At 69.1% G+C, this 12,863-nt stretch carries 11 protein-coding genes; 4 read left to right on the top strand and 7 right to left on the bottom strand.

Going from position 1 to position 12,863, the window contains the following annotated elements:
• Positions 1–76: 76 nt before the first annotated feature.
• The 7 genes from ESP70_RS15410 to eccCa form a co-directional block, all read right to left on the bottom strand.
• Complete coding sequence (locus ESP70_RS15410; protein ID WP_246162046.1) at positions 77–667, bottom strand: HAD family hydrolase; 591 nt, start codon at positions 665–667, stop codon at positions 77–79.
• Positions 668–706: 39 nt separating this feature from the next.
• Positions 707–1,303, bottom strand: coding sequence for a hypothetical protein (locus tag ESP70_RS15405; RefSeq protein ID WP_149690202.1), 597 nt, complete (start codon positions 1,301–1,303; stop codon positions 707–709).
• Positions 1,300–3,843 (bottom strand): hypothetical protein, encoded by a 2,544-nt coding sequence (locus ESP70_RS15400; protein ID WP_149690201.1) that lies wholly within the window; start codon positions 3,841–3,843, stop codon positions 1,300–1,302. The genes ESP70_RS15405 and ESP70_RS15400 overlap by 4 nt, the downstream gene beginning before the upstream one ends.
• A 184-nt stretch (positions 3,844–4,027) precedes the next feature.
• Positions 4,028–4,384 (bottom strand): hypothetical protein, encoded by a 357-nt coding sequence (locus ESP70_RS15395; protein ID WP_149690200.1) that lies wholly within the window; start codon positions 4,382–4,384, stop codon positions 4,028–4,030.
• 8 nt (positions 4,385–4,392) lie between these two features.
• Positions 4,393–4,698, bottom strand: coding sequence for a hypothetical protein (locus tag ESP70_RS15390; protein ID WP_149690199.1), 306 nt, complete (start codon positions 4,696–4,698; stop codon positions 4,393–4,395).
• 29 nt (positions 4,699–4,727) lie between these two features.
• The gene (locus ESP70_RS15385) at positions 4,728–5,087 is read right to left on the bottom strand and encodes a hypothetical protein (RefSeq protein WP_149690198.1); all 360 of its coding nucleotides are present in this window, start codon (positions 5,085–5,087) and stop codon (positions 4,728–4,730) included.
• Between the two features lie 87 nt (positions 5,088–5,174).
• Positions 5,175–9,140 carry a type VII secretion protein EccCa gene (gene eccCa / locus ESP70_RS15380; protein WP_149690197.1) on the bottom strand — a complete coding sequence of 1,322 codons (3,966 nt, stop codon included), beginning with the start codon at positions 9,138–9,140 and terminating at the stop codon, positions 5,175–5,177.
• A 120-nt stretch (positions 9,141–9,260) separates the two neighbouring features.
• On the opposite strand from eccCa, the gene eccD reads away from it, so the two are divergent.
• The 4 genes from eccD to ESP70_RS15360 all read left to right on the top strand — a co-directional run bounded on the left by eccD (position 9,261) and on the right by ESP70_RS15360 (position 12,862).
• Complete coding sequence (gene eccD / locus ESP70_RS15375) at positions 9,261–10,616, top strand: type VII secretion integral membrane protein EccD (RefSeq protein ID WP_149690196.1); 1,356 nt, start codon at positions 9,261–9,263, stop codon at positions 10,614–10,616.
• On the top strand, positions 10,616–11,740 hold the full coding sequence (locus ESP70_RS15370) for a CpaE/TadZ family protein (RefSeq protein WP_149690195.1): 1,125 nt from the start codon (positions 10,616–10,618) through the stop codon (positions 11,738–11,740). The genes eccD and ESP70_RS15370 overlap by 1 nt, the downstream gene beginning before the upstream one ends.
• A complete protein-coding gene (locus ESP70_RS20200; protein ID WP_188110659.1) occupies positions 11,733–12,071 on the top strand; it encodes an ABC transporter permease in 339 nt (112 codons plus the stop codon). Before ESP70_RS15370 ends, ESP70_RS20200 begins: the two co-directional genes overlap by 8 nt.
• A gap of 122 nt (positions 12,072–12,193) precedes the next feature.
• Positions 12,194–12,862 (top strand): SAF domain-containing protein, encoded by a 669-nt coding sequence (locus tag ESP70_RS15360; RefSeq protein ID WP_188110658.1) that lies wholly within the window; start codon positions 12,194–12,196, stop codon positions 12,860–12,862.
• The last annotated feature ends 1 nt before the right edge of the window (position 12,863 follow it).

Here is a 12,863-nt window from a genome sequence, read left to right as displayed (position 1 = left end):
TATCCGTCCGCAGGCGGGTTAAAACAAGTCAAACTCCGAATGCGCGACTGTCTGCCCTGTCACACATTGCCGCAGGTCAGCGGCGGTCGAGCCAGCCCGGGAAGTCCTCGAGCGACGTCAGGACGGTGTCGGCGCCGGCGTCGCGCAGGTCGTCGGCGGTGCTGGGCCCGGTCGTGACCCCGACGCCGACGACGCCGGCGAAGCGCGCCGCGTCCATGTCGTGCACGTGGTCGCCGACGTACGTCGTGGCGCCCTGCTCACGCAGCACGACGCCCTTGGCCTCGCGCCACGCGCCGCCGTAGACCTCGCCGACGGGCAGTCCGAGGCGGTCGACGTGCATTCGGGCGTTGGGCGCGTGCTTGGCGGTGAGCAGGAGCGTCCGGCCGACCTTGTTGGCGGCCTCGACCGCGTCGTGCGCACCCGGCAGCGCCTCGACGAGGTCCAGCGCGATCAGAGGGTAGAGCTCGCGGTAGCGGTCGGCCCAGTGCTTGACCTCGGGCTCGGGCAGCCAGTGCTCGAGCTCCCACTCGACAGGCGGGCCGAGCCGCGACACGACGAGGTCGGTGTCGATGTGGGCGCCGGACTCGACGACGAGCTGGTCGTACACCGCCTTGATGCCCGGTCGGGAGTCGATGAGCGTCATGTCGAGGTCGAAGCCGGTGATCACACCGTCGACCCTATCGACCTCCGCGAACGGCGGCCGACGTCAGCCAGCGTGCTTCTTGTCGTACGCGTCGATGTTGGCGTCGACGTCCTTGACCAGCTTGACCGCGGTCGCGGTGGCGTCGCCCTTGGCATCGGGGCCGGGCTGATAGGAGAGCCGCACCAGCCGCTTGGGGAGCAGGACGTTCAGCTGGACCTGGCCGTCCTCCCGTGTGCAGACGTAGCCCGGACCGAGCTCGGTGATGCTGGCGGGCTGCGAGCAGTCGGTCTTGCCCGCCAGCTCGTTCGTGAGCATCGTCTCGGTCGACGCGTGATCGCTCGCGTCAGGTTGCTCTGCGACGATCACCTGGATCGTGGACGCGACTCGTCGGTCATCGACGACGTCGCAGTCGATCGTGTCGTCCGTCCGTTTGGTGACGTCCCCGATGCCGGTGCCGCGAACCTTGATCTCGTCGTGCCCGATGACGGACTTCACGAGATCCGGGTCGAACAGGCCACAGACCTTGCCGTCGACGAGCGTCGAGTCGATCGGCGGCTTGGGGCCGTCCGAGCCACCGTCGCAGGCGGCGAGACCCGTGCCGATGACCAGCACGACTGCAGCGGTCCGCAGGCTGTGGATCAGGCGGGGGTGCAGGGTCACTCGCGGACCGCGCGATCGAATCCGTTGAGGACCGAGGCGCTGAGCGTCTCGGAGAACGCGCGAGGATCGCTCTCCTGCCAGGTGCGCCAGTCCTCCTTGATCTGTGCCACCTGCGCGGCGGTGAGGCCCTTGGTGTCGAACTTCTCGATGCCGTCGGCATCGTAGAGATCGGGGCGGATGGTCTGGTGCCCCTCGGGCCCGGTCAGCAACGAGTCGGGTATGCCCGCGTAGTCGCCCTGCTTGCCGAGGTAGCCACTCTGGTGCAGCTGGTTGACCAGCCCGTACTCGATCTGGTTGGGCAGTGCCTTGGTCTGGTCCTCGGTGTACTTCGTCGAGAGGGCGTCCGGCGCCGCACTGACCTTGTCGCCGAGCAGGCTGAGCGCCTCGCCGCTGAGCGTGTCGTAGGTGGTCTTGCTGACCTCGCTCGCGGTCGCGCTCAAGACCTTGTCCGCGCCGGGAGCGAAGCTCGTGGCGATGTCGAACGCCTTGGCAACATAGGCCGCGCGGGTCTCGGCCAGCTTCTCGTCGTCGACGTCGACGAGCACGGACTTGTCGAGCAGGTGCTTGAGGATCTCGCCGTTGGTCGAGCCCCGGCCCTCGAGCAGGCTGCCCAGGCCAGACTTGGACAACGCCTCCATCGTGAGCGGCTCGCCGGGGTGGTCCTCCTGCCAGTCGCGGATGTGCTCGCCGATGCGGTTGTTGCCCTCCATGACGGCCGCCGCGGTGAGCGTCTCGATGCCGCTCTTGTCCTCGCCGCGCCCGATCTCGCCGAGCAGCTTGTCGAGGTTCTCCTGCGAGATCTGCAGGTGCGGGCCGTCGCCGGGCGGGTTGTTGTCGATCGTGTCGTAGATGTCGCCGACGTAGCCCGCAGCGATCGTGCCGAGGCTGTCGGTCAGGCCCGGCCAGGTGTGCCACTTGCCGTCGACCGGGCTCCAGCCCGAGTCGCCGCTGCCGCTCTTCTCGGCGATGATCGTGAACGCGTCGGAGGCGAGGTCGGCGCCGAGCTGGTTGCGCGTGTCGTGGCCGATCGTCGCCGCCTCGAGCGCCAGGCCCAGCCCGTCGCCCTCGTCGCCGGACTTCCAGTCGGCCAGGTCCTTGCTGAACGACCGCTCGGTGAGGAGGTACTCGAGGCGGCTGTTGTCCTTGGAGGTGTCGCCGTCCGGGTAGCCGTCGGCGAAGAACATCTGTGCCGCGTCGGGGCTCTCCTTCATCGCGCCGAGGACGTTCGCCATGGCGTCGAAACTGCGGACGCCCCAGATGTTGTCGTCGTTGTTGCCGATCTTGGCGTCGGGGTCGATGACCTGCGAGCCGCGCGAGCCCCACGGCTGGTCGTCCTCGTGGTCGCGTTCGTACGTGTAGACGGTGTCGGCGACGTCGGACAGGAACTTGCCGTCGAACTCGTGGTTCTCGCCACCCTCGCGCAGCAGCAGGCTGAGCGCGCCGGCGTTCTGGGGGTGGTCCTCGTCGGTGATCGCCTTGCCCCACGTGATCCCGGCGTCGGCGGGCGGTGCGTACTCGCCGGTGCCCTTGGAGTACGTCGCGAGGGTTCCGCCGGCCGCGGAGAGGAAGTTCTTGTAGAGGTCGATCTTGCCCTTGTCGAGCGGATCGGCGCCCGTGCTGCCGACGCCGGCGTGGAACGGGCCGTTGGGGTAGGCCTCGCTCGAGAGCTTCTCGATCGCGCCGGTCATCTGATCGGGTGTGACCTGGCTGTAGAACGCGTGCGCAAACGGCGCCGAGTTCTGCATCAGGCCCAGGATGCGTACGGACTCGGCGTCGATCGTCTTGTTCTTGATGTCGTCGGCGACGTCGCTGGCGAGGATCTTCTGGGCCTCGGGGGAGATGACCTCAGCGGTCTTGGCGTCGATCTCCTTGTGGTCCTTGACGTACTGCGCCTGTTGCTCCGGCGTCATGCCCTTGATCGTGTTGGCGAGCGCCTGCTGCTTCTCGGAGTCCGTCAGCGTGACGCCCGGGAACACGCTCGCAGCGCTGAGCGGGATCAGCCCGGCGATCATGAGCTCCTTGACGTTGGCGTCAGTGGGGCCCTGCTTGAACATCGACGCGATGGTGTCGGCGGCGTCGTCGATGACGCCTTCGGCCTTGTGGTAGCGCGCCATCAGGTCGGCCTTGATCGAGGCGGCGACGGCGGCGTAGTCGATCGTCTCCTCGCCGGTGCGGTACTCCGGCTGGTGGTGCATGCCGAAGATCGTGTTGTCGTAGCGCGTCTTGTAGTCGATGTTGATCTGGTTGACCGTGGTGTCGAACGTGTCGACGTCGGCGCCGAACTGCTTGAGCAGGCCGACGGCGTACTGACCCTTGGCGGCGAGGTTCTGAGCAGTCGTCTTGGCGGCCGTGGTGTTGGCGGTGACCCCCGCCTCGATGTCGCCCTCGATCGCGTTGGCGGCGCGGGTCTCGTCGCCCTCGAGCTCGCCGGCCAGCGACTGGATCACGTCGGCGTTGGAACCGGGCGCCTCCGCCGCAGAACGCACGGCATCGCCCGTGACTTCCCAGTACTCGAACGGTCCATCAGTCCGCGCGACCATGTCTATACCCCCGTGTTCGGCATGTCTGTCGATCAGTCTAGTAGTAGCCCTCGGCCCCGTCGGCCCGGCATGCGACAGGGTGACTCGTTGCCACTTCTCCAGTGAATGACTGACGCCAACGAGACGTGCGTCCCGTTGGCGTCAGTGTCGTACTTTGCGGTCCGCGGACCGGCCGGAGCCGGTGTCAGACCTGGCGGTTGATGCGGTCGCCGACCTCAGAGGTCGTGCTGATCGGCGCCGCGAGGTTGGCGCCGCCCTGCTCGTCGCTGTTGCGCGCGGTCGACGCGACGTTGGACACGTTGTGGCCACCGTCGGTGAGCAGGTTGCCCAGCTTGCCCGAGTCGTCGAGCACGTGGTCGTTCACGAAGCTCGTGAGAGCCGTGCCGACGATGGGGTGCCCAAGGCCGCCCGACGCGCTGTCGAGGCCTTCCTTGAGTCCCTTCGCCGCGGCATGACCCGACGTCGAGCGTCCCGAGACCGTGGTCCCGACCTTGTGCAGCTGACCGACTTCGACGCCGGTGACGTCGCTGGATCCACCCATGGCGAGCCTCAGTTGATCGTGTTGAGCGACTTGTTGGCCGCGCTGCGGACGTTGGCGATGAACTCGTCGGTGTTCTCCGAGGTCTTGCCGGCGAGCTTGTTGACGTTGGTGTCGATCTCTTCGCCGTGGTGGCGGCTGACCGAGCGCGTCTGGGCCTGCAGGTCGGAGCCGACGCCACCTTCCATCTGGTTCTGGAGGTGGGCCTGCTGGCGATCGGCACCTTCACCGGTCTCGCGGAAGTTGGCCATGTTGGAGCGGGTGTCGTCGACGTGCTGCTGGACGGACCCACGGTCTACGCGAAGCTGATCACTCATGATGTCTCCTTGAAGTCGGAAAGGGGCTGTCAGGCCCGGTTGATCTTGGCGGTGAGGTCGGACGCGGAGTTCTCGACGTTGCGGGACTCGCCGGCCTGGTCGTGCGACGCCGTGTCCTCGTGGCCGGCGGTGCGGCGCAGGTAGTCGGCGCCACCAGCAGCGTTGTTGGTGTGCATCAGCGCACCGGCCGAGAGGCTGTTGGCCGCGGCGGTCGAGCCGTTGCCGGCCTGCGTCGCGAGCGCACCCTTGTTCTGACCCAGCAGGTCAGCCGTGTGGTTGTGCTGCTTCTTGGAGAGGCCGTGCGCGTTCTCGCCTTCAGTGGCGAGGTTCTTGTTCTGCTGGAGGGCGCCCTCATAGCCCTCGGACAGTGATACGCGATCTGAAGTCATCGTGAATTACCCCCTGTTTGAGTCAGTCAGTTTTCTCAGGATATGGCATGGACCAGATTTGCGACATCCTTGCTCATAGTGGACGGTTCAACTGCCCTGCTGGTCATCGTCGACCCGCGCGGTCTGGACCAACGACGTGGCGCCGTCCCGGGTGACGTACATGGCCCGTCCCTTGGGCAGCCTGCGTGATGGGTGGCCGCCCACGAGTCGGCCCTCCAGGCGGTCGCCGGAGAACATGAATCCCGGTGCGCTGAGGTCGATGAGGCGCTGGATCATCGGCTCGAACACGGCGCGCGACATGCCGCCCGTGCGTCGGGCGAGCACGAGGTGGAAGCCGAGGTCGCGGCCCTGCGGCAGGAGGTCGACGAGTGCCGCCAGCGGATCGCCCTGGGACGTGGCGACGAGGTCGTAGTCGTCGACGATGACAAACACCTCGAGGCCGGACCACCACGTACGGTTGCGCAGCTGCTCGGACGTGACATCGGGGCCGGGTACGCGGGCGCGGATGGCGCCGGCGACGTCGGCCGCCATCGCAGCCGCCTGCTCCATGCCGGTCGCGTACGTCAGGAGGTAGTCCTCCGGGACGACGTCGAGCAGCGAGCGGCGGTAGTCGACCACGACGATGCCGATCTCGTCCGCCGTGTGGCTGGAGACCAGGTTGTGGATCAGCAGCTTGAGCAGGTTGGACTTGCCGGTCTCGCCGTCGCCGTAGACCTGCAGGTGCGGGTCGGCGCCGAAGATGTCGATCTCGGCCGGTCCGAGGTTGAGCTCGGAGATGCCGACCAGGACGCCCTTGTCGCCGAGCTCGACCGGGGGCAGGTCTGCCAGCGTGACGAGGCGTGGCAGCACCTCGACCTTGGTGACGCTGCGGTCGCCCCACTTGGCGAGCACGGCGTCGATCAGGGTCTGCTGGGCCGTGTCGTCGGCCGATGCGTCCGGCACCTCGAGCACCGGCAGCGCGGCCTGGAACAGCAGCGCCGAGTTGCGGGTGCCGGTGATGCCCCGGCCGTTGGCATCCTTGGGGATCTGCTCCATGACCTTGCGGTCGAACTCCGAGTCGTACGCGTCGTTGATGCGGAGCTCGAGCCGGCCGCCCATGGAGCCCTGCATGCGCATGCGGACCTGCATGTTCTGGGTGACCGTGACGATGACGTGCACGCCGAAGTTGGTGCCACGGGCGGCGATGTCGGCGATCGCGTAGTCGAGGTCGTCGAACTCGTCGCGGAACGTGCCCCAGCCGTCGACGATCAGGAAGACGTCACCGGGCTCGTCGTCAGGCACGGTGCCGGCGGCGCGAGCGCGGCGGAACGCGGCCATCGACTCGAGGCCGTGCTCGCGGAACATTGCCTCGCGGTGGTTGAGGGCTGCGCGTACGTCGTTGACGGTGCGGCTGATGCGCTCGGGATCGACCCGGGCCGCGACCGAAGCGACATGAGGGACGCGCTGCAACGCGCTGAGCGACCCTCCGCCGTAGTCGATGCAGTAGAAGATGACGTCGCCCGGCGCGTACGACATCGACATCGACAGGATCAACGTACGGATGAGGGTCGACTTGCCGGTCTGGGGCGATCCGGAGATCACGAGGTTGGCGCCGCCGCCCGTGAAGTCCCATGCGAGGGGGAACTGGCTCTGGTGGCCGGGGTCGTCGACCTGGCCGAGCACCGCGACGCAGGTCGTGGGGTCGGATGTGTCGTCGAGCGAGAGCAGCTCACCGAGGGCGAGCTTGGCGGGCAGCGGCTCGAGCCAGACCGGCCGGACCTGCGCCGAGCCCGACGCCGTGATCTGGTCGCACAGCACGTCGAGGACCGTCGCGTTGGAGGTGGCCTTGTCGACGCGCATCTCGCCGTCGAGATCGTCGAGCGCGGCCTGTTGGGCGGCGATCCAGGCACCGAGGCCGTTGACCGCGACGTAGGGGACGACCGGCACCGACGTCTTGGGCCCGTCGCTCGGCGGCACGTACGGCGACGACACGAGTGCGGCCTTGAAGCGGTCGAACACCGTCGTGTCGACCTTGAGGTAGCCCGACCCCGGCTCCGGCGGCAGGTGGAATGCATCGGGTACGCCGATCGCGTCGCGGCTCTCGCCCTCGGAGAACGTCCGCAGGCTGATCCGGTAGGACAGGTGCGACTCGAGGCCGCGGATCTTGCCCATCTCGAGCTTCTGGGTCGCGAGCAGCAGGTGCACGCCGATCGATCGGCCGATGCGCCCGATCGCCACGAACAGCTCGGCGAAGTCGGGCTTGGCGGTCAGCAGCTCGGAGAACTCGTCGACGATCACCAGCAGGTGCGGCAGCGGCTCGAGGTCCTCGCCGGCGTCGACGCTGTCCTGGTAGACCGTGACGTTGGGCAGGTTGCCGGCATCCTTGAGGATCTCCTGGCGGCGCTGCATCTCGCCGTAGAGCGCGTCGCGCATGCGGTCGACGAGGGTGAGATCGTCCTGGAGGTTGGTGATCATGCCCGCGATGTGCGGGATGTGCTCCATAGCGGCGAACGTCGCACCGCCCTTGAAGTCGACGAGCATCAGGGCGAGCCGGTCAGGACCATGGCCGATGACGAGGGAGCTGACGAGCGTACGGAGCATCTCGGACTTGCCCGAACCCGTGGCGCCGACGACCAGTCCGTGTGGCCCCATGCCGCCGTGCGCGGACTCCTTGAGGTCGAGCACGACGGTGTTGCCGGTCGCGCCGACACCGATCGGGACCCGCAGGAGGTCGCGGAGCGCTCGCGGCCGCCAGGAGCGTACGAGGTCGAGCCTGGCGGGGTCGGCGACACCGAGGATGTCGGGCAGGCCCACCGTGTCGGTCAGCCCGTCGTCGCTCGCGTCCTCGATCGTGAGGCGGAGGGCCGACAGGACCCGGGCGACGGAGGAGGCGACGCCCTCGGGCGCGATGTCGAGGGTGAACGGCGCTTCGCGGGAGTCGAGGACGACCGAGCCGTCGTCACCGAGCTCGATGCGCTCGTTGACCGACTCGGGCTCGTGCCGAGCGGAGTCGAGCAGCGACACGACGTGCACGCCGAGGGCTGCGAGCGACACCTGCGGGTCGGGCGACGTGAGGTGCTGCCCGGGCTGCAGGCCCTCGCCGTCGACGATCACGACGAGGTGTGAGGACGGTGCCGACGAGCCACCACGCGATCGCTGGGCCCGGTCGAGGCGGGCCTCGAGGTCGGGGGCCAGCAGCTCGGCCATCGCCGGCACGTCCGACGTCACGCGTCGCGCCGGCAGGTCGCCGTCGAGGGCGCTGCCCGACTGCGTGTGGGGCAACCACTTGATCCAGTCCCAGGCGGCGGCGGTGTCGTCAGAACGTACGAGCGCGATCTCGACGTCGTTGGGGCTCTGCAGCGTCGCGAGCTGGAGGACCAGGTTGGTCGCCAGGGCTCGGCGCTGGAACGGCCGGCCGATGACGCTGGTCTGGCCGATGTCGCGCAGGTTCAGCGTGATGGGCTGGGCGCGCAGGGACGAGTAGCGCTGGGTCAGCTCCTGAGCCGCCTGCAGGCACACGGGGTCGAAGTCGTTGAGGGGGCCGGTGTCGGCATCGAGGGTCAGGCCCGAGGCGAGCGGGACCTCGCCCGTGCCGAGCCGTACAGAGAGGAAGTCAAGGTGCGACGGGCGACGCTCCCAGCGGCGGGTGTCGTCGCGGCAGATGTCGAGGAGCTCGTCGGTGCGGGGGTAGCGCCACGCCTGCTCGGCGCGCTGGCTCGCGATCTGGTCGCGGGCCGTGTGACGGAGCGCCTCGATGTAGTCGAGGTAGCGCTCCCGGCCCTCGCGCACCTGGCGCTTGGTGCCGCTGCGCTGGCTGATCATCATCATGACGCCGATCGCGATCGACCCGATCAGTGCCAGCAGCGCCGCGACCGCCACGATGGGCCGACCGCGCTGTGTGATCGCGACCGTGACCGAGCCGGTGCCGCTCATGATCGGCATCATCATCATGCTGGCGCCGGCCATCGCCGGCGCGGCCTGGCCCTTCATGGGCGGAGCCTCGATCGACAGCGGCGCGGACTGCGTGCTGGGTGGCTCGATGCGGGCCGGACGTTTCACCAGTGCAGTCGTCATGAGTCCCCGGGTTCGATGAGCGGATGTGTGGTGGCGTGGGTCAACGATATGCTCGCTAGCGCCATCTCGAGCCCGCAAGGTGCGGCCACTGGCATACCGTGACGTCAAGGGGGTTGACCGTTGCTGACTGCATACAGCCGGGTCACGGTCGTCACGACCGATCGTACGATCGACCTCGCGCTCCCCAATGCCTTGCCGCTGGCCGACGTGTTGCCGCAGGTCATGCGCTACGCCGCACCCGACAACACCAACGGCTCGCCGACGAGCTGGACCCTCGCCCACCTGGGTGGCGCCTCGCTGTCCTTGGCGCAGACGCTGGGTGACGCCGGCGTGCTCGACGGCGACATCCTCGAGCTGCGGGCGCAGGACGACGACGTCCGCCCGGTGGCGGTCGAGGACGTACGCGACACCGTCGAGGACAGCGTCGACGCGTCGGGCGGCGTCTGGTCGACGCTGACGACGCGCTCCTTCACGGTGATCCTCGGCGTCGCGGTGCTGACTGCGCTCGGCGTGATCGCCTGGGCTGCTGGACAGCTCGACGAGGGTGGCCGCCTCGATGACGTCGTCACCCCGACCGCGACGCTGCTCACGACTGCGATCCTGCTGTTCGTCACCTGGTGGTCCTCCCGGTTCGCGCGCGTCGTCGACGCCCAGGTCGCGGCCGCCGGCGCCATGGTGTTCGCCGCCCTTGCGGGGGCGGTGCTGGGTGACCGCGCCGACGTCGACAGCTGGGAGGTCCTCGCGATCACCGTCGTGTCGGTCGCCCTGGTCGCCGGAATCGCCCGCCTCCTGACTCCCGCAGCGACCGGCCACCTCGCGGTCGGCGCCGTCGTCCTGGTCGCGGGGCTCAGCTATGCGATCGTCGGCTGGACCGACGTCCCGGTCGACCACTACCGCCGCATCCTCCCGGTCGTCGTCCTCATGGTCGTCGGCGTCATCCCACTGGTGTCGCTGTCGGTCGGCGGTCTGGCCAGCGCGGACTACCGCGTACGCCACGTCGGACGGCTCGACCTCGTCACGCTGCGGGCCCGCTATCGCGCGAGCAACGCGGTCCTGATCGGCTCGCTCGTCGGCATCTCGTTGGTCGTCGCGTGGGGCGGCATCGCCCTCGACCTGGCCGGCAGCTCGTGGGACCGCACGCTGGCCCTGACGCTGGCTGCCGCAGCCATCCTCCGGTCACGGCTGTTCTCCCGTACGCCGCACATGCTGCCGCTGCGCGTTGCCGGCATCGCGGTCGTCGTGTTCGCGGCGGTCCGCTTCGCCGTCGAGGAGGAGTCCACGACGCCGTGGCTCGTCGTCGCCATCGCCCTGGTGTTGCTGGCGGCGGTTGCGCTGTCGACGCTGCAGATGTCCGAGATCACGCGGGCCCGGGTCAAGCGCTGGCTCAACGTCGTCGAGTTCCTCGTCGTGGTCGACCTCCTCGTCGTGCTGTTCGGTGCCCTCGGCATCTACGAGAAGATGGGAGGGGTCTTCTGATGTCCGACGACGACCAGGACCAGCCCGACCAGTCGCTGCGTGATCGCCGTCAGGCGCAGTCTGCAGCCAGCGATCTCAGCCGCATGGGCATCGACCCTCGCAGTCTCGGCCTCGGCGATCCCGAGCCGCGCACGCCGCCACGCGCGGAGCCGGATGACGTCGACGAGCCGCGAGCACGGGTCGTGCCGATCCGTCCCGAGTTCGACGCGCCGCCTCCTGAGCCGGAGCCGGTGCCGGACGATTCCGTACGTTCGCCGTCGGCCGCCGAGCAGCTGCTGTCGCGCACCGGCACGCCCGAACCCGCGCCCCGGCAGACCGGTCGCCTGCTGCGCACCGTCGCCAAGGGACTCACGACGCCCGACGCAGCGCTGGCCGTCCAGGGTGAGCGCCAGGCCGTCGACGCGATCCGCCAGCGACAGACCGATCGCCGCATCATCGCCTTCGTCGCCGGCAAGGGCGGTGTGGGCTGCACCACGATCGCCGTTGGCGTCGGCACAGCGTTCATGGCGATGCGTGAGGACCACAGCGTCGTCGTCGATGTCCAACAGGGCTCGCCGTCCCTCGGGCGTACGTTCGGCGCTGCGGAGCCGCGCACGGTGACCTCGATGCTGTCGGAGGTCGAGGCGACCACGCCGCCGGCCGCGGCCACCGGCCTGGGACTCGTCGACGGATCGGGCTGGGACCAGGGCCTGACCCGCGCCGACGTCGCCGGGGTCCTCGACCGGTTGCGGTCCGACCACACGTTCAACCTGCTCGATGTCGGCGACGAAGCGGGCGAGGGTGGCCACTCGGCTCTCGCCAGGGCCGACCAGGTGGTCGTCGTGACGAGCCCGGGCGAGCTCGGCGTCCACGCCCTGCGGGCGGCGCTCGACCGCATCAAGGTCGTCAACCCCCAGGCCGCCGCATCGGCGATCAATGTCGTCGTCTGCTCCCACGAGCAGTCCCACCGCGACGCCCAGCGCGAGTTCGGCGGAGCACCCGGCGCTGCAGTCGTCGTCGTCCCACCCGATCCGCACCTGCAGAGCGGTCACGCGTACGACCCGGCACATGTCAGCCCGGCCACCCGCGAGGCGATGCTGCGCGTCGCCGGGCTCGTGGCCGGTCGCAGGTCGAGGCATGACTGAGCAGGACGGCCACCGGCCGCCTCCCGTCGGGCCGCGGTCGGCGATGCAGAACACGCCCAACGCCGAGCGCTACGTCCTCGAGGCCGACGCGATGCGGCGTCGGCAGCTGCGGTCGGCCTTGCTGCACGGCAGCCGTCGCACTTGGCGCGAGCACCGCCGGGTCTGGCCGGCGCTGGTCGTCGGGTTGATCGTCGTCGCGGTCATCGTCGCAGCCCTCGCCGTGACCGAGGCGTTCCGCAAGACCGAGGCGAACGAGAAGAAGGAACAGCAGCAACAGGACCGCACGCCGTCCTCAGCTCCTGCAACGCCCGGCCCCAAGAGCTCTCGCTGACGGTGCCGTCCGCCGTCAAGCGGCATACGTGAGTCCGTGTACCGTTTGTCCCGAGATCCACGTCGGGGGACGGATCCTGCTGTCCCTCGAGGATGACCAGATACCCCCGAGAGGTGCACCACATGGCACGACCGAGCGCGAACCAGGCCACCGTCTCGCGGCTCCCCTCGACCCGGGAGTCCCGTCCGGCCCTGATCGGCCTCGCCGTCCTGCTGATCTTCGGCGGCGCGCTGGCCTCGGCCTGGCTGGCGATCCAGTCGGGCAACCGCTCGTACTTCGTCCAGGTCGACCAGGAGGTCGCCCAGGGCGCGACGATCTCCAAGGACGACCTGACCCGCGTCAGCCTGCCCGAAGGGTTCAAGGGCGGCGTCCCGTCGTCGGACTCCGACAGCATCGTGGGCAAGTCCGCCGCGGCCCGGCTGCTGCCCGGCACGGTGCTGATGCGCTCGATGGTCTCGGACAAGTCCGGCCTCAGCGAGAACCAGACCCGCCTCACGGTCACGGTCGACGCGTCGCCGTTCATCAGCGGCCTGCAGTCGGGTGACCAGCTCGCGCTCGACATCGGTACGTCCGACGGCGGCAAGCGGCAGACCGTGCGCGCCGAGCTGATCTCGGTCGGCGACGAGCAGGGCGGAGCGATCGCCGGCTCGGGTGGCGACGAGGTCGCGATCGTCGTGTCGATCGACCTTTCGTGCCTATCGGTCGTGTCGCAGGGCATCGAGGACAGGTCCATCACGCCGGCGTTGATCGGCGGCGAGAGCACCCTCGTCAAGCAGACCTGCGAGGCCTGAC

The organism is Aeromicrobium ginsengisoli (assembly GCF_004134905.2).
Classification (GTDB): Bacteria; Actinomycetota; Actinomycetes; order Propionibacteriales; family Nocardioidaceae; genus Aeromicrobium; species Aeromicrobium ginsengisoli.
This window is presented reverse-complemented; position numbering and strand designations above follow the sequence as displayed.

Bases quoted from the DNA above. Each gene is read 5' to 3' on its own strand.
- ESP70_RS15400 (WP_149690201.1), bottom strand. From the start codon at position 3,843: ATGGTCGCGCGGACTGATGGACCGTTCGAGTACTGGGAAGTCACGGGC.
- ESP70_RS15395 (WP_149690200.1), bottom strand. From the start codon at position 4,384: ATGGGTGGATCCAGCGACGTCACCGGCGTCGAAGTCGGTCAGCTGCAC.
- ESP70_RS15390 (WP_149690199.1), bottom strand. From the start codon at position 4,698: ATGAGTGATCAGCTTCGCGTAGACCGTGGGTCCGTCCAGCAGCACGTC.
- ESP70_RS15385 (WP_149690198.1), bottom strand. From the start codon at position 5,087: ATGACTTCAGATCGCGTATCACTGTCCGAGGGCTATGAGGGCGCCCTC.
- eccCa (WP_149690197.1), bottom strand. From the start codon at position 9,140: ATGACGACTGCACTGGTGAAACGTCCGGCCCGCATCGAGCCACCCAGC.
- ESP70_RS15370 (WP_149690195.1), top strand. From the start codon at position 10,616: ATGTCCGACGACGACCAGGACCAGCCCGACCAGTCGCTGCGTGATCGC.
- ESP70_RS20200 (WP_188110659.1), top strand. From the start codon at position 11,733: ATGACTGAGCAGGACGGCCACCGGCCGCCTCCCGTCGGGCCGCGGTCG.
- ESP70_RS15360 (WP_188110658.1), top strand. From the start codon at position 12,194: ATGGCACGACCGAGCGCGAACCAGGCCACCGTCTCGCGGCTCCCCTCG.